The following is a 20,269-nucleotide window of genomic DNA, read 5'->3' on the forward strand; positions in this document are numbered from 1 at the left end:
CTACTTCGAGATGATGGTCAGCAGCTCTTCGCGCGTGGTCGGGTCTTTCATGTATTTGCCATAGAGCGGCGCCATGCGCCGCACAAACGGCGAGATGTCTTTCACACGCACAAACTGCGCGCCCTGCTTGGCCGTGGTCTCCAGCGCCTGCGCCACGCGCTTGTTCCAGAGATCGCGCATGAGCAAGGCCGACTGCGCGCCCGCTTCGGCAAATGCCTTGCGGTCTTCAGCCGAGAGCTTGCCCCACAGGGCGGTAGACACCACCAAGGCCTCGGGCGAGACCACATGGTTGGTCACATACACGTTCTTGGCCAGTTTGTAGTGCCCGGTGGATTCGTAGGACGGCATGTTGTTTTCGGCACAGTCAATCGTGCCCTTCTCAAACCCTGCCAGCACCTCCTTGAACGGCAGTGCCACGGGTTTGGCATCGAGCAGCTTGATCATCTCGGTGTAGATCTCCGACTGCTGCACCCGAATGGAGGCACCCGCCAGATCACGGATGTTGGCTGGCGCACGCTGCGCACAATAAAACGAGCGAGACCCACCGTCATACCAGCCCAGCACCACAAAACCAGCCGCCTGCAGGTTGGCCGAAAAGCGCTCACCCAGCTTGCCATCGAGGTGGCGGAACATGTGGGCGGAGTCGGTGAACAGAAATGGCAGGTTCAACACCTTGATACCCGGCACGGCATCCGACAGCGGGCCCGAGCTGAACTCGGCCACGTCGATTTCGCCGCTTTTGAGCATCTGCACGGCCTTGGGCTGATCGCCCAGCGTGGCGTTGGAGAACACCTCGATCTGGTAGCGCCCCTGTGTGGCCTTGGCCACCTGCTGCGCAAAGCTTTTCATCGCCTCGGTGACGGGATAACCGTCGGGATGGATGTTCCAGGCGCGCAAGCGCGTTTGCGCCATGCCAGAGCCCGCACACACCAACAGCCCGGCCGCAACCGCGAACATCCACCCCGCTCTCAGTCCCCTGTGCATATGCATCCCTCGTTGGTTTTTTGTTTTAGCTTTGGCAGCACGGATTTATTGGTACGACATCGTACAAATTAGCGCGTAATGACATCGTATGAATGTGTCCAACCTGCGGCCTTCCAGGCGCGAACAACGGCCCCTGCACAACGCCCCATCGCACCCCTCTGACTATCCGCCGAGGTGTTTTGGGCAATCCGTTGTGCCGCATCGCTGTGTGCGGTATTTTCGCCAGCCTTCCACCAACAACACACCGGGTAAACGCGAAGGTCCTGCGCCCAGCAACCGTGGGCTTGGCAGGCCGCAACGTCATACGACGTCGGTCATCAAATTTTCAATGGGGAGCGTCGGCGCGCCAGCGGGGCTCCAGCAACTCGCACAGCAGATCAATATGGCCCTGGCGGCAGCGTTCCAGATGGTCCATCCCACCGGCCCCAAAAATCATTTGTGACAGCAGCGCATGCGCAATGGGTGCGACCACCAGCCACGGCTCGCGCACCAGAACACTGGGCTCACGGTCATCACGCACGAGGTAGGCCGCCACCGTTTCGCCCAAAAAAGCCACCTGGGGCTGCACCACGGTGCGCTCCCACAGACCCACAAGGGCCTCTACCCGGGCGCTTTCTGCCACGAGCAGGCGCAGTGCCGCCAAAGATGCAGGCTGCCCCAGGGCGGCATACAGGCCATCGGTAATCCATTGCGCCAATGCGCGCGGGCCTGCACTGGCCGCAGGCGGTGGCAGGTCTTGCCACGCCGGAGGGGCCAATAACCGGCCCAACAAGGCTTTGAAGATCTGATCCTTGCTCTGAAAATGCGCGTACAGCCCCCCTTTGGACAAACCGCAGCGCCCGGCAATGTCGTCCATCCGCGCAGCGGTGAAACCACGTTCCGCAAATTCCACCAAAGCGGCATCCAGAATCTGCGGCACCCGCACCTGTGGCGCCAGACGCTTGCGCACCGGGGCTTTCATTTCAGCCTCTTTGGGTCCAAAAACCAGGGTTTCTACCAATTTTTCCTGCATCGTGGGTATGATGACCGTGGAATTAGTTACCGACCAGTCGGTATGCAGTAGTCCATGCTCCAGCAACGGGTACCCACCCAGCCAGTGCTTACGCTGACTCACGGAAAACCTCCATGCAGAACGCTTCTTTTTCACCCACGACCATGGCAGAGCAGTGGGATCCGCTATTCCATGCGGCCTTGGCGCGGCGCGTCTCGTCCCTGTCGCAAGCCACGCCCCTGCTGGCATCCACCGATTGGGCGTTGCACCTGGCCACCTCGCCCGGCAAGTGCATGGACCTGGTGCGACTGGCCCTGCACCAGAGCGAAACCCTGGCCCGCTATGCGCGGGAGCGCATGGCGGCCGGCCCCGACCGCGCGGCCCGCCATGCGGTGGAGCCCCCGACCACCGACCGGCGCTTCGCAGACCCCGAATGGCAGCAGTGGCCGTTCAACCTCCTGCACCAGTCCTTTTTGCTGACCGAGCAGTGGTGGGCAGCGGCAACCCAGGGCGTCTGGGGCGTGGAAAAGCACCATGAAGACATCGTGTCGTTCATGGCACGGCAGATGCTGGATATTTTTTCTCCCGGCAACCAGTTGTTGACCAACCCGGTCGTGCTCCGGCGCACCCTGGCCGAGGGCGGAACCAACCTGCTGCGCGGCGCCTTCAACGCGGCGGATGACATGAAGCGCCAGGCCACGGGCGCACCGCCGGCTGGCACCGACGCGTTTGTGGTGGGCCGCGATGTGGGTATCACGCCCGGCAAAGTGGTGTTGAGCAATCGCTTGATCGAATTGATCCAGTACGCACCCAGCACGGGCGCGGTGCACCCTGAGCCGATCCTGATCGTGCCAGCGTGGATCATGAAGTACTACATCCTGGATCTGTCGCCGCACAACTCCCTGATCAAGTACCTGGTGGACCAAGGCCACACGGTGTTCTGCATCTCCTGGAAAAACCCGGTGGCCAAAGACCGGGACCTGGGTATGGACGACTACCTGGAGCTGGGCTTTCACGCGGCCTTGGACGCCGTCACCACCATCGTGCCCCACCACAAGGTACACGCCACCGGCTACTGCCTGGGTGGCACCCTGCTGTCTATCGCTGCGGCCGCCATGGCACGTGACGGGGACAACCGCCTGGCCTCGCTGACACTGCTGGCCGCGCAAACCAACTTCTCAGAGCCCGGCGAGTTGGGCCTGTTCATTGACGAGAGCCAACTGAGCCTGCTGGACGCACAAATGAACCAGACAGGCTTCCTCAAGGCCAGCCAGATGGCGGGCGCCTTTCAGATGCTGCGCTCGTACGATCTGCTGTGGTCGCGCATGGTCAACGAATACCTGCTGGGCGACCGCGCCCCCGTGAACGACTTGATGGCCTGGAACGCGGACGCGACGCGCATGCCCGCCAAAATGCACTCGCAGTACCTGCGCCGGCTGTTCCTGCATGACGACCTGAGCGAAGGCCGCTACCAGGTCAATGGCAAGCCCGTGGCACTGCACGACCTGACGGTACCGATTTTCATGGTCGGCACGGTAACCGACCACGTAGCACCTTGGCGCTCGGTCTACAAGCTGCACCAGCAAAGTCCCGCCGACATCACCTTCGCGCTGACCAGCGGCGGGCATAACGCCGGCGTCGTCAACCCGCCCGGCAACCCACACCGCCACTTCCAGCTCCTTACCCGCCCTGCGGGCGGCCATACGCTGACGACCGACGAATGGCTGGCCACGGCCCCCGAGGAACAAGGCTCGTGGTGGACAGCCTGGCTGGCATGGCTGCAGGCGCGCTCCGGGTCCCCCGTCGAGCCACCGCGCATGGGCGCTCGCGCCTACCCGCCGGTGGCCGATGCACCCGGCAACTACGTTATGGAGCCATGACCATGCGCTACCTGGGCACTGGAGCAGTCACCAACAACCAAGGCCTCATGGAGCCGGTGAAGGCCGCGCTGCAATACAGCATGCGCGCTCTCGCCGCCGACAGGGGGCCATACGCCATCTGCGTCAATGCCGCAGCCCCAAGACTGCCAGCAACGCGCGGCGCTCAGCCCCCGGCAACACCTTGCATGTCGACCGTGGCGACCACGTCCTTGGCGAACGCCCGCCCATGAACCTCTTCGCAAAGAACCTTGTCGCCCACCATGGCACGCACGCTCTGGCTGCGGCCACGCTGGCGCTGTCTGGCTGTGCGCCCCTGGCGCCACCCTATGCCACACCGGCGCTGCCGGTGGCCCCGGTCTATGCCGAGAACAATGTCCCCACGGCCAGCGCTGGCGACGTGCCCGCCTGGCAGAACTACTTTGCAGACCCCCAGCTGCAGGCGCTGGTGACACAGGCGCTGGAGCACAACCGCGATATTCGCGCCACAGCCCTGCGTGTGGCCGAGGCCCGCGCTGCCTATGGCATCCAGCGTGCCGATCTGCTGCCCACCGTGGTCGGCCAGGCGGGCCTGGATCGCTCCCGTGTACCGGCCGATCTGAATCTGACCGGGCGACCGTTGCTGGGCAGCCAGTACCAGGTGGGGCTGGGCCTGGCCAGCTGGGAGATCGACTTCTGGGGCCGTGTACGCAGCCTGCGCGATGCCGCCCTGGAGAACTACCTGGCCACCGAGGCCGCACAGCACGCCGTCACCCTTGGCCTGATTGCGCAGGTGGCCAACAGTTACTTCATCCTGTGCGAACTGGACGAACGCCTGGCTTTGGCCCGGCAAAGCAGCACCAGCCGCCAGGAGAGCCTGCGGATCTTCACGCGCCGCGTTGAAGTGGGCTCGGCCTCGCGCCTGAGCCTGACGCAGATGCAGACACTGCTGACCCAGGCCCAGGCCCTGGTCGCACAACTGGAGCTGGCGCGTGCCCAGCAAGCCAACGCACTGGTCTTGCTCGTAGGCGCCGGTGTGGCGCTTGATCCCGCCGGCCATCGACTGGACGCACAGAACTTACCCCCGCTGCGCGCGGGCCTGCCCTCCGAACTGTTGACCCGGCGCCCCGACATCATCGCCGCAGAGCACCAACTGCGGGCCGCCCACGCACAAATCGGGGCTGCGCGCGCGGCATTTTTCCCGCGCATTGCACTCACAGGGGCTTTGGGAACCGCCAGCGCCGAGCTGGGTGGCCTGTTCGACAGCGGCAGTGCGGCGTGGACGTTCTCACCCAGCATCACGGTGCCGATCTTCAGTGGTGGGCGCCTGCGCAGCAATTTGACCCTGGCCGAAGTGCGCCGCGAGCTGGCCGTGGTGAACTACGAAAAAGCCATCCAGGCCGCATTCCGAGACGTATCGGACGCGCTGGCAGCACAGCAGTGGCTGGCACGCCAGCGCAGCATTGCCCAGGAAGCGCTGGCAGTGCAGGCAGAACGCGCACGCCTTTCGCAGCTGCGGTATGACCACGGGGCCAGCGCTTTTCTGGACGTGCTGGACGCGCAACGCGACCTGCTCGTCGCCCAGCAGCAGGCGGTGCAGGCGCACCGGGCCCTGCTATCCAATCAAGTCGGGCTGTATGTCGCGCTGGGTGGCGGTGCGCTCACGCTCGCCCCTTCCGTGCCAGAGCCCCGAAAACCCGACACACCATGAACCCCCTCTTGAAGAACCGGCTGATTCCCCTTTCCATCGTGGTCGCCGTGCTCGCGGCGGGCGCCTATGCCTGGACGCGCATGCATCCACCGGGCCTGGGAGAGGGGTTTGCCAGCGGCAACGGCCGCATCGAAGCCACCGAGATCGACGTGGCGGCCAAGCTGGGCGGCCGCGTGCAGAGCATCGTGGTGAAGGAAGGCGAATTCGTCACCGCTGGCCAGACCCTGGCCCATATGCAAATCGATACCCTGGAAGCCTCACGCGATGAAGCCGGCGCGCGCCACCAGCAGGCCGTGACCGCCGTGGCCAGCGCCGAAGCCCAGGTGGCCGTGCGCGAAAGCGACAGGCAGGCCGCGCTCGCCGTGGTGGCGCAGCGCCAAAGCGAGCTGGAAGCGGCGCAGAGGCGCCTGGCCCGTTCGCAGACGCTGGTGCGCGAAGGCGCCTCATCCGACCAGGAGGTGGACGACGACCGGGCCCGCGAGCGCAGCCTGCAGGCGGCCGTGGTGGCGGCCAAGGCACAGGCCGAGGCCGCACAGGCGGCCATCACGGCGGCACGCACCCAGGTGGCCAGTGCGCGAGCCGCTGTGACGGCTGCACAAGCCACCGTGGCGCGCGTCAAGGCCGACATCAACGACAGCGCGCTGGTGGCGCCCCGCAGCGGCCGCGTGCAGTACCGCATCGCCCAGCCCGGCGAGGTGATCGGCGGCGGCGGCAAGGTGCTCAACCTGGTGGACCTGTCCGACGTCTACATGACCTTCTTCCTGCCCGAGGCCGTGGCAGGCAGGCTGGCACTGGGCAGCGAGGTGCGCATCGTTCTCGACGCAGCGCCGCAACTGGTGATTCCGGCCCAGGTGTCGTTTGTGGCCAGCACCGCGCAATTCACCCCCAAGACCGTTGAAACCGCCAGCGAGCGGCAAAAGCTGATGTTCCGCGTCAAAGCCCAGATCGCACCGGAGTTGCTGCAAAAACACATGAAACTGGTCAAGACCGGACTTCCCGGCATGGCCTGGCTCAAGCTGGACGCAGACGCCCTGTGGCCTGCCCACCTGGCCATCAAGCTGCCGGAGTAAGGTGTGACAGAAGCCCTCCCCTGCGTGGTCCAGCTGGCGGGTGTGGGCCTGCGCTACGGCAAAACCGTGGCGCTGGCGGGCGTCCATCTCGACCTCCCTGCCCAACGCATGGTCGGGCTCATCGGTCCGGACGGTGTGGGCAAATCCAGCCTGCTGGCACTGGTGGCGGGGGCCCGGGTGCTGCAGCAGGGCAGCCTGCTGGTGCTGGGCGGCGACATGCGCAGCAAGCAACACCGCAATGCGGTCTGCCCACGCATCGCCTACATGCCCCAGGGCCTGGGCAAGAACCTCTACCCCACGCTGTCGGTCGAGGAAAACCTGCAGTTCTTCGCCCGCCTGTTCGGCCACGATGCGGCCGAGCGGCGCCGGCGCATCGATCACCTGACGCACAGCACCGGCCTGCACCCCTTCCTGGCGCGCCCGGCGGGCAAGCTTTCGGGCGGCATGAAGCAAAAGCTCGGCCTGTGCTGCGCACTGATCCACGACCCGGACCTGTTGATCCTGGACGAGCCCACCACCGGCGTGGACCCACTGGCACGGGCCCAGTTCTGGGAGCTGATCGCCAGCATCCGGCAAGAACGCCCACAGATGAGCGTGGTGGTGGCGACCGCCTACATGGATGAAGCCCAGCGCTTCGACTGGCTGGTGGCCATGGACGATGGCCAGGTGCTCGCCACCGGTACACCCCATGAGCTGCTGGAACGCACCGGCACCCGCAACCTTGAAGCCGCTTTCATCAGGCTGCTGCCCGATGAGAAAAAACGCGGCCACGAACCCGTGGAAATCACACCCCTGGCGCTGGGCGATGACGCCCAGGTGGCCATCGAGGCGCGGGGCCTGACCATGCGCTTTGGCGACTTCGTGGCCGTGGACCATGTCGACTTCCGCATCCGCCGCGGCGAGATCTTCGGCTTCCTGGGATCGAACGGCTGCGGCAAGTCCACCACCATGAAGATGCTGACCGGCCTGCTGCCCGCCAGTGACGGCGAGGCCTGGCTGTTCGGCCAGAAGGTGGACCCACGGGACATTGAAACCCGCCGCCGCGTAGGCTACATGTCGCAGGCGTTTTCGCTGTATGGCGAACAGACCGTGCGGCAAAACCTGGTGCTGCACGCACGCCTGTTCCATGTGCCCAAGGCCCAGGTGCAGGCACGCGTGCAGGCCATGGTCGAGCGTTTTGGCCTGCAAGAGGAGCTGGACAGCCTGCCCGATGCCCTGCCCTTGGGCCTGCGCCAGCGCCTTTCGCTGGCCGTGGCCATGGTGCACCAGCCCGAGCTGCTGATCCTGGACGAACCGACGTCGGGTGTAGACCCCGTGGCGCGCGACAATTTCTGGCGCCTGCTGATCGAGCTGTCACGCCGCGACCAGGTCACCATCTTCATCTCCACCCACTTCATGAACGAGGCCGAGCGCTGCGACCGCATCTCGCTGATGCATGCGGGCAAGGTGCTGGTCAGTGCCCGGCCCGCAGACATCGCTGCGCAACGCGGCGACGGCTCGCTGGAGCAGGCCTTCATTGCCTACCTGGAAGACGCCTCGGGCACCCAGCGGGCGGCGCCTGCGAAAGGCGCACCGGAGCCAGCCGCCCCCCAGCCAACGCTCGCACCTGCGCCCACACCGCAGAGCAAACTGCCCGCCCCGCAGCGTCGCCGGGATTTTTTCAACCTGGGCCGCGCCCTCAGCTACATGTGGCGCGAAACACTGGAGCTGCGGCGCGACCCGGTGCGGGCCACGCTGGCGCTGCTCGGCACTGCCCTGCTGATGTTCATCATTGGTTACGGCATCAGCCTGGACGTCGAGGACCTCAGCTATGCCGTGCTCGACCAGGACCAGACCACGCTGAGCCAGAACTACGCGCTCAACCTCGCAGGCTCACGCTACTTCATCGAAAAGCCCCCGATCCGCAACCACGCCGAGCTGGACCAGCGCATGCGCAGCGGCGAGCTGGCGCTGGCCATCGAGATTCCGCCCGGCTTCGCGCGCGACCTCCAGCACGGCCGGACCGTGCAGATCGCGGCCTGGGTCGATGGCGCCATGCCCATGCGCGCGGAAACCGTGCGCGGCTACATCAGCGCCATGCACCAGATGTGGCTGGCCGACATGGCAAAGCACCGGCTGGGCGTGCAGTTGGCTGCGGCCAGCTCCGTCGAGACGCGCTTTCGCTACAACCCCGATGTCAAGAGCCTCCCCGCCATGGTGCCGGCGGTGATTCCGTTGCTGCTGATGCTGATACCGGCCATGCTCACGGCCCTTTCGGTGGTGCGCGAAAAAGAACTGGGCTCCATCATCAACCTGTACGTCACGCCCGTCACGCGGGCCGAGTTTCTGCTGGGCAAGCAACTGCCCTACGTCGTGCTGGCCATGTTCAACTTTCTGCTCATGACCGCCCTGGCAGTGACCGTGTTTGACGTGCCTCTCAAGGGCAGCTTCGCCACGCTGGCGCTCACGGCACTGGTGTTCATCATCTCGTCCACCGGATTCGGTCTGCTGGCTTCCACGTTCACCCGCAGCCAGATCTCGGCGATGTTCGTCACCATCATCGGCACGCTGATCCCGTCGGTCCAGTTCGCGGGACTGATCAACCCCGTGTCGTCGCTCGAGGGCATAGGCGCCTTCATCGGCCGCATCTACCCGGCCACGCACTTTCTCACCATCAGCCGGGGGGTCTTCAGCAAGGCGCTCGATCTGTCGAGCCTGCTGCCATCCTTCTGGCCGCTGCTGGTGGCAGCACCAGTCATCGTCGGCACAGCCATCTTGCTGCTGCGCAAGCAGGAATCCTGATCATGCGCACCGCGTCCATTGCCAACATCTGGCGCCTGGGCATCAAGGAGTTGTGGAGCCTCGTGCGCGACCCCATGATGCTGGTGCTGATTGCCTACACGTTCACGGTGTCGATCTACGTGGCAGCCACCGCCATGCCCGAGGGCCTGCACAAGGCCTCCATCGCCATCGTGGATGAGGACGACTCGCCCCTGTCGGCGCGCATCGTGAGCAGCTTTTACCCACCGCAGTTCATCACGCCGCGCCTGATCACGCTGGCCGAGATGGATGCCGGCATGGACAACGGCCAATACACCTTCGTGCTCGACATTCCGCCCAACTTCCAGCGCGAGGTGCTGGCCGGGCTGGCACCCGCGATCCAGCTCAATGTGGACGCCACGCGCATGAGCCAGGCCTTCACGGGCAGCGGCTATGTGCAGCAGATTGTGGCGGCCGAGGTGAGCGAATTCGTGCAGCGCTATCGCGGCGGTACCCAGCTGCCGGTGGACCTGAACGTGCGCATGCGCTTCAACCCCAATCTGGAACATGCCTGGTTTGGCGCGCTGATGGAAATCATCAACAACGTCACCATGCTGTCCATCATCCTGACCGGAGCGGCGCTGATCCGCGAACGCGAGCATGGCACCATCGAGCACCTGCTGGTCATGCCCGTAACACCCGGCGAGATCATGCTGGCCAAGGTCTGGTCCATGGGGCTAGTGGTGGTGCTGGCCGCGCTGGTGGCGCTGGTGTTCGTGGTGCAGGGGGCCCTGCATGTGCCGGTGCAGGGGTCGGTGCTGCTGTTCATGGGCCTGGCGGCTCTGCACCTTTTTGCCACCACGTCCATGGGCATCTTCCTGGCAACGGTGGCCCGTTCCATGCCGCAGTTCGGCATGCTGCTGGTGCTGACCCTGCTGCCGCTGCAACTGCTGTCCGGTGGTGTCACGCCGCGCGAAAGCATGCCGGCCCTGGTGCAGAACGTGATGCTCGCCGCACCCACCACGCATTTCGTGGCGGCCGCGCAGGCCATCCTTTACCGGGGTGCGGGCCTCGATGTGGTCTGGCCCCAATGCCTGGCCATCCTGGCCATCGGCGGCGTACTGTTCGCGGCTTCGCTGGCCCGTTTTCGCAAGACCATCAGCCAGATGGCCTGATCCTTCCCCACCCTTCGGAGCCCCATGCCAGACATCCTGTCCGCCCCATCCTCCGCGACCGCCGCCGGTGACAAGCTGCGCACCATCCGCAACCGCACGTTCGATGAAATCGCCGTGGGCGACAGCGCCAGCATTGAACGCACGCTGACCACGCAGGACATTGAGCTCTTTGCCGTGCTCTCGGGCGACGTCAACCCGCAGCACCTGGACGCCGAATATGCCGCCTCCACGCGCTTTCACGGCGTCATTGCCCACGGCATGCTGGGCGGCGCGCTGATCTCGGCAGTGCTGGGCACCCGCCTGCCCGGCCCCGGCACCGTTTACCTGGGGCAGACGCTCAAGTTCCTGGCCCCGGTGCATGTGGGCGACACCTTGCGCATCAGCGTCACCGTGACCGCGCGCCACGAAGAGAAAAAACGCCTGACGCTGGCCTGCACCTGCATCAACCAGGACGGTGTCACCGCCATCAGCGGTGAGGCCGATGTATTGGCCCCGACCGAACACATCGAACGCCCCCGCACCACCTTGCCCGAGGTGCGCATGACGGTGGGTAACGACGGCCTGCAGCGGCTGCTCGACCATGTGCGCCCGCTCGGTGCGCTGCGGGTGGCGGTGGTGCACCCGTGTGATGCCCTCAGCCTTTCGGGCGCGCTGGATGCACGCGCCGCCGGCCTGATCGAGCCGGTGCTGGTGGTCCCGCGCGCGCGGCTGCTCGCCGTGGCGCAGGAAAACGGCCTGGACCTGGCGGGCATTGCCATCGAAGACGTGCCCCACAGCCACGCTGCGGCCGCACGGGCCGTCGAGCTGGTGCTGGAGGGCCGGGTGCAGGCGCTGATGAAGGGCAGCCTGCACACCGATGAACTCATGGCGGCCGTGGTCGCCAGCCAGGGCGGCCTGCGCACCAAGCGGCGCGTGAGCCACTGCTATGTGATGCAGACACCGGCCTACCCGCGCCCCTTCATCATCACCGACGCCGCCATCAACATCGCCCCCACGCTGCAGGACAAGGCGGACATCGTGCGCAATGCCATCGACCTGGCACATGCCATTGGCGTTGCCCAGCCGCGCGTGGCCATTCTGGCTGCCGTGGAAACCATCAACCCGCACATGCCCGCCACGATCGACGCCGCCGCGCTGTGCAAGATGGCCGATCGGGGCCAGATCACCGGCGGGCTGCTCGACGGCCCGCTGGCCTTCGACAACGCCATCTCCATCGCCGCTGCGCGCACCAAGGGTATCGTCTCTGAAGTGGCGGGGCGCGCTGACATCCTGGTCGTGCCCGATCTTGAAAGCGGCAACATGCTGGCCAAGCAGCTCGAATACCTGGGTGACGCCGCCTGCGCCGGCATCGTGCTCGGTGCGCGCGTTCCCATCGTGCTGACCAGCCGTGCCGATTCGCGCGAAACGCGCATGGCATCGTGCGCCGTGGCCGTGTTGCTGGCCCGGCACTACCAGAAGGCCCCGCTGTGAGCGCCCTGGTCCTGGTTCTCAACTGCGGCTCGTCGAGCATCAAGTTTGCGCTGTTTGAGACCCCCACGCAGCCCCTACAACCCCTGGCGCGCAAGCCTTTGTGGAACGGCAAGGTGGACGGCATCACCAGCCCCACACCCACCTTTGGAGAGACCGGCGTGACGCCCGGCCCGGTGGCTCTGGACGCGGCGCTGCCCTACCACGCGGCGCTGCAGTACATCCGCATGCGCGTGATGGCACGCATGGCGCAGGGCGGCCACCACATCGCTGCGGTAGCGCACCGCGTGGTGCATGGCGGCACCCAATACGCTGACCCGGTGCGTGTGGATGCCCACGTGCTGGCCGACCTCAAGACCTACATCCCCCTGGCGCCACTGCACCAACCGTTTGCGCTGGAAGCCATCGAAGCACTGCTCACCACGCTGCCCGGCTTGCCGCAGGTGGCGTGTTTTGACACGGCTTTCCACCACACCCTGCCCGACGTCGAGAAGATGCTGCCGCTGTCCTGGGACGCCTGGGAACGCGGCCTGCGCCGCTACGGCTTTCACGGCCTGTCGTACGAATTCATGTCCGTCGCGCTGGCCGAGCGCTATGGCGATGCTGCGCGCGGCCGAACCATCGTCGCCCACCTGGGCAGCGGTGCCAGCCTGTGTGCCATGCAGGGCTTGCACAGCATGGCCACCACCATGGGTTTTTCGGCGCTCGACGGCCTGATGATGGGCACACGCTGCGGCGCCCTGGACCCCGGCGCCGTGCTGTACCTGATGGAGATCGAAAAACTCTCGCTCGAAGACGTGGGCCACCTGCTGTACCACCAGTCGGGCCTGCTCGGGCTCTCGGGCGTCTCCTCCGACCCCCGGGTGCTGCTGGCACAAGAGGCCGGCCACGCGCGCGCCGAGGCCGCGCTGGCACTGTACGTACGCCGCATCGTGCGCGAGATCGGCGCCCTCGTGGCGGTGCTGGGTGGCCTGGACATGCTGGTGTTCACCGCCGGCATCGGCGAGCACAACACGGTGATCCGCACACGCATCTGCCAGGGATTGACTTACCTGGGTGTGGCGCTCGACGCGGATGCCAACGCACAAAATGCCCCCCTCATCTCCAGCCCCACCAGCCGCGTGCCCGTGGCGGTAGAGCCCACCAACGAGGAGTGGATTGCTGCCTGGCATGCCATGGCGCTCACGATGCCTTGATCCAACCCCTATCAAACCTCCGCAGCTCGGTCACAATGACACGACCCCGATCCGGGGCAGGAGTCGGTCCCGCCATGAGTTACCAACATATCCTCGTTGCCGTCGACGGCAGCCCCACCTCAGACCACGCCGTGGCCCAGGCCGCAGCGCTTGCCCGGGCCACCGGCGGCCGCATCCGCCTGCTGAACGTGATGGACCCGCTGGCCCACATCAGCGGCTTCGAGCGCCCCGAGGTCTACAGCCAGGAAGTATTGCCCCGCCTCAGAAAAGCCGGTGAAGCCTTGCTGCAACAGGCGAGCGCGCGTGTGAAGCAAGAAGGGGTTGCGGTGGACACCGTGCTGATCGAAAACCTGAATGCGCGTGTCGCGCAGCTCGTGGTGGAGCACGCCAGCGCCTGGGGCGCCGACCTGATCGTGCTGGGCACGCATGGGCGCCGAGGGCTGGAGCGCGTGCTGATGGGCAGCGACGCAGAGCAGATCGCGCGCACTTCGCCCGTGCCTGTGCTGCTGGTGCGCCTGCCCGCCGGTGCCGCTCCCCACATCGCCTGAGCACACCCCGTTTGCGGTTGCTCCGTGGCGTCTGCGGGGCCCGCAAGCCTTTGGATTGCGGAGCATGAGGCCCTGGGTATAGGCTTTGTGGGCAACGACGGGGCCCGCCCCCGACGTGGCGCCCGCGTTACCCCACCGCAGTGGCCCGAACGGTGCGCCTGGCTCATCGGACTCACCTAGCGCACCGCGCAATTCGCTCCTGCCCAAGAGCTGCCCGGCGCACGGTGATGTCGACCGGCTGCTAGCATCGCAAACCATTCCCTTCGTCCACCCCGCCCGAGGAGCATCGTGACCCACCCGCCTATTGCCTTGCGCCTTTTTCGGCCTCTGGGCCATGCCAGTCTTGCAGGGCTTGCCATGCTGTGCAACGCAACCACTTCGGTGTGGGCACAGGACACCTCCCGCGCCTCGGGCGACGCCTCGCGCATTGCCCGCGTCACCGTCTACCCCGGCAGTGCAACGGTGGAGCGTGTGGCCAAAGTGCCTGCCGGCGCGCGCAACCTCACGCTGACCTGCCTGCCCGCGTCGCTGGATGTGCAAAGCCTGCAAATCGACGCTGACGCCGCCGTGCGGGTCGGCGAGTTCAACGTGTTGACCGAAGACCGCGATGTGGTGACGGCCTGCGCCAGCCCGCTCGATGGCCGCATCCGCGAGCTGGAGGACCAGATCGCCGGGGTAAAGGCCGAGGCCTCGGCCTTGCAGCTGGTGGACAGCTATCTGCGCAGCGTGGCCAACACCAATACCAACCCCGGCGAAGACGCCACCCATGGCCGCGTAACCGGCACGACACCCGCGCAGATCACGGCAACGGCCGATGTGCTGCGCAAATCCGGGCAGGACGCTTTCAACCGCACGCACCAGCTCAAGCGCAAACAAGAGGCGCTGGAGCTGTCGCTCAAACCCCTGGTGGCCGAACGCGACCGCGTGGCCAGCCTGCGCGCGCGGGTGGTGTCGGTCACCATCCACCTGGCCGCTGAGCGCGAGGCCGAGCTGCGGCTGTCCTACCAGGTGCGCGGCCCCGGCTGGCAGCCCACCTATCGCGCCACACTGGATGCCACCAAATCCACCGTGCTGATCGAACGCCAGGCGCTGGTGGCACAAAACAGTGGCGAGGACTGGGGCAACGTGCAGCTCACGCTCTCCACCGGCCAGCCGGGCCGCGCCACGCAAGGGCAACTACCGCGCCCGTGGTGGCTGAATGTGGCGCCGCCGCCGCAAACCGCTGGCGCACTGGCACCGGCCATGGCGATGGCGCCCGCACCAGCGCCCACCATCGCCACGCTGTCCCGGTCACGCAATGCAGCCGAAGAAGCCATGCCCACATTCGACGTCAGCGCCCTCGACAAAGGCTTCGCCACCGAGTTCGCCGTGCCCCAGCGCATCACCGTGCCCTCCAGCGGCCAGCGTGTGACGCTGGCGCTGGGCAACCACAGCACGCCCGCCACGCTGATCACCCGCACAGCGCCCGCCATGGAAGAGGCCGCGTATCTGGTCGCCCACATCGCCCAGCCGCCCGGTGTATGGCCTGCGGGGACTGCAGGCCTGTACCGCGACGGCGCCTTCGTCGGCAGCGGGCGCATTGACTTTGGTACACCCAGTGCGGGCGCACCCGCAGGCAGCACCAGCCTGTCGTTTGGCCGCGATGAGCTGGTCACCGTACGGGCCGAACCTGTCCAGGATTTGACCGGCAGCACCGGCTTTACCGGCTCGCGCACCGAGCGCAAAACGCGCCGCAGCTACAGCGTGGAAAACCGCCACAAGACCGCTATCACGCTGCAGGTGCTGCACGCCGCCCCGGTGTCGCGCAACGAAAAGATCGAGGTCGAATCCCGCTACCAGCCCCAGCCGACCGACATGGCCTGGAACCGCAGCCCCGGCACCGTGGCCTGGCAGCAGCCGCTGGCCGCAGGCGCCACGGCGCAGTTCAGCGCAGAGCACACCATCCGTTACCCCAAAGACATTGAGCTGCTGGAAAGAAGATGAAGCACCCCCTGAGGCGCTTCGCGCCTTCACCCCTCTCTCGCTGCGCGGGAGGGGGACGCACCCGGTGGCCTGGCACAGCCAGTTCCACGGGTGCACTGGTATGGGCTGCGTCAGTTTCATAGGGCGCGCCGTTGATCGTAGATATGACACCCAATCCTCCTTTCGCCCCCTCTTCAGCCCCTCGCCGCCCTACGGTGGCTTTCATGCTCTCGCACCCGGCCCATTTCATCGCACTGGGTTTTGGCGCCGGCCTGGCGCCCAAGGCGCCGGGCACGGTCGGCACGCTGTGGGCATGGCTGGCTTACCTCGTGCTGCAGCAGTGGCTTGCCCCGGGCCCCATGGGCTGGCTGATTGTGGCCAGCACCGTGGTGGGCTGGTGGGCCTGCACCACCACGGCGCTCCATCTGCGCGTGGCCGACCCTGGCGCCGTCGTGTGGGACGAAGTGGTGGCTTTCTGGCTCGTGCTGTGGCTGGCCATGCCCATGGGCTTCTGGGGCCAGCTCACGGCGTTCGCACTGTTCCGCTTTTTTGATGCGGCCAAGCCCGGCCCCGTGGGCTGGGCCGACAGCCTGTTCAAGGGCTTTGGCTGGCGCGGGGGCTGGGGTATCTTGTGGGACGACTTTGTGGCAGCCTTTTGCACGTTGCTGGTCGTTGCACTGTGGAGATTTCTATGACAATCACCTCGCTATCAAATAAAGAGCTACTAGCGCTTGATACATCAGCGCCAGATGCCAATTTGACTCAAATTTCTCTGCTACTGCTGAAACAGCGGCACCAGCTGGCCACGGCCGAGAGTTGCACCGGCGGGATGATCGCTGCGGCCTGCACCGACCTCTCGGGTGCCAGCGACTGGTTCGAGCGCGGATTTGTCACCTACTCCAACGCCGCCAAAACCGACATGCTCGGCATGCCCGCCGCCCTGATCGAACAGGACGGCGCCGTGAGCGAGGCCGTGGCCCGCGCCATGGCCGATGGGGCGCTTGCCCACTCCCGCGCACAGGTCAGCCTGGCCGTGACCGGCGTGGCGGGCCCTACCGGCGGTAGCGACGCCAAACCCGTGGGCACCGTGTGGTTCGCCTGGTGCGTGAACGGCGAAACCCACAGTGAGATGCAGCACTTTGCGGGCGACCGCGCCGCCGTTCGCGCGGCCACGGTGCGCTACGCGCTGCAGCGCCTGCTCGGCTTCCTCCTCGGCTGAACACGGCCTTGGCAACCGATGGGGTGGGCGTTGCAGCCCTGCCGCGCACCTCACCCCACCCCACCAACCCACCCCTTACGCCATGACAACCCCTGCCTGGTTTGAAGGTTTCACCACCCACCGCATTGCCACCACGGGCGCCGATATTTTTGTGCGCACAGGCGGCACGGTAGGCGCCCCGCCGCTGTTGCTGCTGCACGGCTTCCCCCAAACCCATGCGCTGTGGCACCGCGTGGCACAGCAGCTGGCGCACGACTACTTTTTGGTGCTGCCCGACCTGCGCGGCTATGGCGACTCATCCCACGCGCCCGGCCAACCCGACCACAGCAACTACAGCAAACGCGCCATGGCGCTGGACATGGCCGAGGTGATGACCGCGCTGGGCCACGACCACTTCTTTCTGTGCGGCCACGACCGGGGCGGCCGCGTGGCGCACCGCCTGGCGCTGGACCACGCGGCGCGCGTGCGCAAGCTGTGCGTGATCGACATCGCCCCGACGCTCGACATGTACGCCCGCACCGACATGGACTTTGCGCGCGCCTACTACCACTGGTTCCACCTGATCCAGCCCGCCCCGCTGCCCGAGACCATGATCGGCGGCAACGCCCGCGCCTACCTGCACGCCAAGCTGGGCGGCTGGGGCAGCGCGGGCCTGGCCCACATCGAGCCCCAGGCCCTGGCCGACTACGAACGCTGCTTTTGCACGCCCGAGGCCATCCACACCGCATGCGAGGACTACCGCGCCAGCGCAGGCATCGACCTGGAGCATGACCGCGAAAGCCGCGCGCGCGGCGAGAAGATCGCGTGCGACACGCTGGTGATCTGGGGCGAACACGGCGTAGTTCACCGCCTGTTCGATCCGCTGGCGCTATGGCAGGCGCAATGCGCGGGCGTGGTGACGGGCCAGGCTGTGCCCGCAGGCCACTTTATCCCCGAGCAACTGCCTGAAGCCACGGCCCACGCGCTGCGCGCCTTCATGCGCTGACACCCTGCTCCATCCCGCATCTTTGTTTTTTCACCCAGCCGGAAGCCTTCTTCATGCACCCCAACGCCCAGACCCTGCAACGCTTCTACACCGCCTTCGCACAGCTCGACCACGCCACCATGGCCGCCTGCTACGCGCCCAACGCCACCTTTGACGACGAAGCCTTCTCGCTCAAGGGCCGCGACCAGATCGGCGGCATGTGGCGCATGCTGTGCACCGCCACCAAAAAGCCAGGTGCCGCCGAGCACTGGAAGCTCGCGTTCAGCGGCATCGACGCCGACGGCACGGGTGGCAAGGTGCACTGGGAGGCCGACTACCTCTTCAGCGCCACGGGGCGCAAGGTGCACAACATCATCGACGGCACGTTCACCTTCACGCCCGACGGGCTGATTGCCACGCACCGCGACCGCTTCAACTTCTGGAGCTGGTCACGCCAGGCGCTGGGCCTGCCGGGCATGCTGCTGGGCTGGTCGCCCTCGCTCAAGCGCAAGGTGCGGAGTACGGCGGCGGGGAACTTGAAGAAGTTTTTGGCGCAGGGGTGAGAGGTGGTGTTGCGGTGACGCGGATCGCTCAGCGCATTGGGAATTACGGCTCTCGGCGGCAGATTCAACCGGACATTGGATGCACCATGACCATTGAGCACAAATTTGGATGGGGTCCAAAGACAATGCCTCGACCGAGCAAGTCTGAAATGAATCGTTTGGCTGGGATGGTTAGCCGTGGCGAGCTGCACCCCGTTCTCAATCACACGAAGTGGGCGGAACTTCGCGCCGAGATGCTTGCGGCGCCTTCCGAGCAGCATCCCCAATTTCGTGCTCGCAGCGTGTTCGCACCACCTGACTTCTGCACCGATTGGGATGGGGAGTTTTATTACCACGTCCACCCGGTCGCAGACTTGGAGTGGATGGAACTGCAAGCCACCTCTACGGATTGGCTCCATGGAATTCTCCGGCGTCATAGCATCCCCTACTCGATAGAAGATGACGTCGTGCGGGTGTGGGGCTACACCCACCCCGGACCGCAGCCAGTGTGGCAGTGAGCGGCCAGAAGCGGTCCATATACACACGACTCTGGTTTTCCGTCATTCCATCGAACTGCACACGGCGGCTTCTGAACTTCAACGACAAGTATCACTAATCAAATGCGTTACGACTGGTTTCGACCCCGTAGATTTGCCAAGCGCTTTGTTGCTGGTCAGGTTTCAAACCGAGAGGTTGCGTACCTAATGCTGAGCAATTTGGTGTTTGGGTCAGTCATCTTTTACGGAGCATTCACTTGGGCGAACCCGCCATGGACGCTGCTGAGCCTTTTTGAGTTCGTAAGCGTGCTCATTGTTACCTTCGTGGGATTCACAAGGGTTTATGACGCTGCGGGTGGTGACAAGAACGATTCGTTCGCGGCGCTCTTCAACTGCCTTTCTTTCGGAGTGTGGTTCTGGTCGACAGTCATCGTGTGGGTGGTTTATTGGGGCGTTGTCTGGGTCTTTCGATACGGCATCGTCTCGGCCTATCGCTTTGACAAGCTTGCACTCGCCCAAAATCTGGCTGCAATTGGAGGCAATTACGATTGGCTCTGGACCTTTCTTGCTGCCTTGCTCTGGCAAATCCTCTACTTTTCATGGCTCACACGTGTCATCCCTCGTGCACGCTAACGCCTCAGTTCGCTTCAGCAGACATGCAATGGATTTGCCCTGTCTGTGTCCGTGTCCTTTGAGGGTCATTCTTGGCTGGCCACGACTGTCTGCAGCAGTCCCACAGAGCTCTGGCGCATAGGGCAGAATTCGGCCAAGAGCAGACCATCCTGTTTAGCCCAGTACCATCGATGACACGGCCCCTTTCACCAGACCGCGAGCGCGAATTCCAAGAATTGCTGGCGTTCGTTTCCTTCTATACGACCAATGTCTCGGGCGTGACCCCAACCTCAACCTTCAGCATTGAAACCGTGTGTGCGGCCATGATCGAGCAGCATGGCAAGTCAAAGGCACTCGAGGGGCTTCGCCAAGCGGCGAACGACGTCATCGAGGAGTTGAGCGATAAACGGGCAGCCGGCGTCGCAGCCCTTGACGAGGCTCTTCGCGCTTCCGGATTGATAACTGCATCTGAGGTCCGGCGTCGATACGGTTCGTCTTACAAGCGCGTCACCAAAAGAGGGACCATTCGAAACGACACCGAGTACTACCTCATCAACGGTATCGTCGTTGACCTTGGGAACGGCATTTCTGACGAGGAGCGTGCGACTCTCCAACGGCTCTTGGACAGATACGAGGCCGCAGCAAGGGGAAAATCGTAGTCTGTTCGCCGGGATGACGATGTCTGCTTTGGCATAGCTGCTACGACGGCTTAGGGCCCAAAGCGCCCTAGCACTGT

The 20,269-nt window shown here is 65.3% G+C and carries 19 protein-coding genes; 17 read left to right on the forward strand and 2 right to left on the reverse strand.

Translation table 11 applies throughout. The annotated features are described in order from the left end of the window. Entirely contained in the window at positions 1 to 984 is a 984-nt protein-coding gene (locus KI609_RS20855; RefSeq protein ID WP_413463349.1) for a TRAP transporter substrate-binding protein, read from the reverse strand. Between the two features lie 325 nt (positions 985 to 1,309). Further along, positions 1,310 to 2,098 carry a TetR/AcrR family transcriptional regulator gene (locus KI609_RS20860; protein ID WP_226445440.1) on the reverse strand — a complete coding sequence of 263 codons (789 nt, stop codon included), beginning with the start codon at positions 2,096 to 2,098 and terminating at the stop codon, positions 1,310 to 1,312. An 11-nt stretch (positions 2,099 to 2,109) separates the two neighbouring features. On the opposite strand from KI609_RS20860, the gene KI609_RS20865 reads away from it, so the two are divergent. From KI609_RS20865 to KI609_RS20945, 17 genes are all read left to right on the forward strand, one after another. Then, on the forward strand, positions 2,110 to 3,855 hold the full coding sequence (locus tag KI609_RS20865) for a PHA/PHB synthase family protein (protein ID WP_226445441.1): 1,746 nt from the start codon (positions 2,110 to 2,112) through the stop codon (positions 3,853 to 3,855). A gap of 47 nt (positions 3,856 to 3,902) precedes the next feature. Beyond that, on the forward strand, positions 3,903 to 4,085 hold the full coding sequence (locus KI609_RS23115) for a hypothetical protein (RefSeq protein ID WP_413463445.1): 183 nt from the start codon (positions 3,903 to 3,905) through the stop codon (positions 4,083 to 4,085). Then, on the forward strand, positions 4,082 to 5,542 hold the full coding sequence (locus tag KI609_RS20875) for an efflux transporter outer membrane subunit (RefSeq protein WP_226445442.1): 1,461 nt from the start codon (positions 4,082 to 4,084) through the stop codon (positions 5,540 to 5,542). Before KI609_RS23115 ends, KI609_RS20875 begins: the two co-directional genes overlap by 4 nt. Next, positions 5,539 to 6,612 (forward strand): HlyD family secretion protein, encoded by a 1,074-nt coding sequence (locus tag KI609_RS20880; RefSeq protein ID WP_226445443.1) that lies wholly within the window; start codon positions 5,539 to 5,541, stop codon positions 6,610 to 6,612. Before KI609_RS20875 ends, KI609_RS20880 begins: the two co-directional genes overlap by 4 nt. Positions 6,613 to 6,615: 3 nt before the next feature. Further along, a complete protein-coding gene (rbbA, locus tag KI609_RS20885; protein ID WP_226445444.1) occupies positions 6,616 to 9,393 on the forward strand; it encodes a ribosome-associated ATPase/putative transporter RbbA in 2,778 nt (925 codons plus the stop codon). Positions 9,394 to 9,395: 2 nt separating this feature from the next. Further along, positions 9,396 to 10,526, forward strand: a complete 1,131-nt coding sequence (locus KI609_RS20890) for an ABC transporter permease (RefSeq protein WP_226445445.1) — start codon at positions 9,396 to 9,398, stop codon at positions 10,524 to 10,526. Between the two features lie 24 nt (positions 10,527 to 10,550). Further along, positions 10,551 to 11,996, forward strand: coding sequence for a bifunctional enoyl-CoA hydratase/phosphate acetyltransferase (locus KI609_RS20895; RefSeq protein WP_226445446.1), 1,446 nt, complete (start codon positions 10,551 to 10,553; stop codon positions 11,994 to 11,996). Further along, positions 11,993 to 13,189 carry an acetate/propionate family kinase gene (locus KI609_RS20900; protein ID WP_226445447.1) on the forward strand — a complete coding sequence of 399 codons (1,197 nt, stop codon included), beginning with the start codon at positions 11,993 to 11,995 and terminating at the stop codon, positions 13,187 to 13,189. The genes KI609_RS20895 and KI609_RS20900 overlap by 4 nt, the downstream gene beginning before the upstream one ends. A gap of 74 nt (positions 13,190 to 13,263) precedes the next feature. Beyond that, positions 13,264 to 13,737, forward strand: coding sequence for a universal stress protein (locus tag KI609_RS20905; protein ID WP_226445448.1), 474 nt, complete (start codon positions 13,264 to 13,266; stop codon positions 13,735 to 13,737). Between the two features lie 357 nt (positions 13,738 to 14,094). After that, the gene (locus KI609_RS20910) at positions 14,095 to 15,720 is read left to right on the forward strand and encodes a DUF4139 domain-containing protein (RefSeq protein ID WP_413463446.1); all 1,626 of its coding nucleotides are present in this window, start codon (positions 14,095 to 14,097) and stop codon (positions 15,718 to 15,720) included. 143 nt (positions 15,721 to 15,863) lie between these two features. After that, positions 15,864 to 16,394 (forward strand): phosphatidylglycerophosphatase A, encoded by a 531-nt coding sequence (locus tag KI609_RS20915; RefSeq protein ID WP_226445450.1) that lies wholly within the window; start codon positions 15,864 to 15,866, stop codon positions 16,392 to 16,394. Next, positions 16,391 to 16,918, forward strand: coding sequence for a CinA family protein (locus KI609_RS20920; protein WP_226445451.1), 528 nt, complete (start codon positions 16,391 to 16,393; stop codon positions 16,916 to 16,918). The genes KI609_RS20915 and KI609_RS20920 overlap by 4 nt, the downstream gene beginning before the upstream one ends. Before the next feature lie 82 nt (positions 16,919 to 17,000). Continuing rightward, entirely contained in the window at positions 17,001 to 17,903 is a 903-nt protein-coding gene (locus KI609_RS20925) for an alpha/beta fold hydrolase (RefSeq protein WP_226445452.1), read from the forward strand. Positions 17,904 to 17,956: 53 nt separating this feature from the next. Further along, positions 17,957 to 18,445, forward strand: a complete 489-nt coding sequence (locus tag KI609_RS20930) for a nuclear transport factor 2 family protein (RefSeq protein WP_226445453.1) — start codon at positions 17,957 to 17,959, stop codon at positions 18,443 to 18,445. Positions 18,446 to 18,531: 86 nt separating this feature from the next. Continuing rightward, positions 18,532 to 18,942 (forward strand): DUF6678 family protein, encoded by a 411-nt coding sequence (locus KI609_RS20935; protein ID WP_226445454.1) that lies wholly within the window; start codon positions 18,532 to 18,534, stop codon positions 18,940 to 18,942. Positions 18,943 to 19,044: 102 nt separating this feature from the next. Continuing rightward, a complete protein-coding gene (locus KI609_RS20940; protein WP_226445455.1) occupies positions 19,045 to 19,554 on the forward strand; it encodes a hypothetical protein in 510 nt (169 codons plus the stop codon). Positions 19,555 to 19,724: 170 nt separating this feature from the next. Beyond that, on the forward strand, positions 19,725 to 20,192 hold the full coding sequence (locus KI609_RS20945; RefSeq protein ID WP_226445456.1) for a hypothetical protein: 468 nt from the start codon (positions 19,725 to 19,727) through the stop codon (positions 20,190 to 20,192). Positions 20,193 to 20,269: the final 77 nt, after the last annotated feature.

Origin of the sequence: Acidovorax radicis, assembly GCF_020510705.1 — a bacterium.
Classification (GTDB): Bacteria; Pseudomonadota; Gammaproteobacteria; order Burkholderiales; family Burkholderiaceae_C; genus Acidovorax; species Acidovorax radicis_A.

Coding starts and splice junctions, on each gene's coding strand:
- KI609_RS20855 (WP_413463349.1), bottom strand. CDS start 984: ATGCACAGGGGACTGAGAGCGGGGTGGATGTTCGCGGTTGCGGCCGGG.
- KI609_RS20865 (WP_226445441.1), top strand. CDS start 2,110: ATGCAGAACGCTTCTTTTTCACCCACGACCATGGCAGAGCAGTGGGAT.
- KI609_RS23115 (WP_413463445.1), top strand. CDS start 3,903: ATGGAGCCGGTGAAGGCCGCGCTGCAATACAGCATGCGCGCTCTCGCC.
- KI609_RS20875 (WP_226445442.1), top strand. CDS start 4,082: ATGAACCTCTTCGCAAAGAACCTTGTCGCCCACCATGGCACGCACGCT.
- KI609_RS20880 (WP_226445443.1), top strand. CDS start 5,539: ATGAACCCCCTCTTGAAGAACCGGCTGATTCCCCTTTCCATCGTGGTC.
- KI609_RS20890 (WP_226445445.1), top strand. CDS start 9,396: ATGCGCACCGCGTCCATTGCCAACATCTGGCGCCTGGGCATCAAGGAG.
- KI609_RS20895 (WP_226445446.1), top strand. CDS start 10,551: ATGCCAGACATCCTGTCCGCCCCATCCTCCGCGACCGCCGCCGGTGAC.
- KI609_RS20905 (WP_226445448.1), top strand. CDS start 13,264: ATGAGTTACCAACATATCCTCGTTGCCGTCGACGGCAGCCCCACCTCA.
- KI609_RS20910 (WP_413463446.1), top strand. CDS start 14,095: ATGCTGTGCAACGCAACCACTTCGGTGTGGGCACAGGACACCTCCCGC.
- KI609_RS20915 (WP_226445450.1), top strand. CDS start 15,864: ATGACACCCAATCCTCCTTTCGCCCCCTCTTCAGCCCCTCGCCGCCCT.
- KI609_RS20920 (WP_226445451.1), top strand. CDS start 16,391: ATGACAATCACCTCGCTATCAAATAAAGAGCTACTAGCGCTTGATACA.
- KI609_RS20925 (WP_226445452.1), top strand. CDS start 17,001: ATGACAACCCCTGCCTGGTTTGAAGGTTTCACCACCCACCGCATTGCC.
- KI609_RS20930 (WP_226445453.1), top strand. CDS start 17,957: ATGCACCCCAACGCCCAGACCCTGCAACGCTTCTACACCGCCTTCGCA.
- KI609_RS20935 (WP_226445454.1), top strand. CDS start 18,532: ATGACCATTGAGCACAAATTTGGATGGGGTCCAAAGACAATGCCTCGA.
- KI609_RS20940 (WP_226445455.1), top strand. CDS start 19,045: ATGCGTTACGACTGGTTTCGACCCCGTAGATTTGCCAAGCGCTTTGTT.
- KI609_RS20945 (WP_226445456.1), top strand. CDS start 19,725: ATGACACGGCCCCTTTCACCAGACCGCGAGCGCGAATTCCAAGAATTG.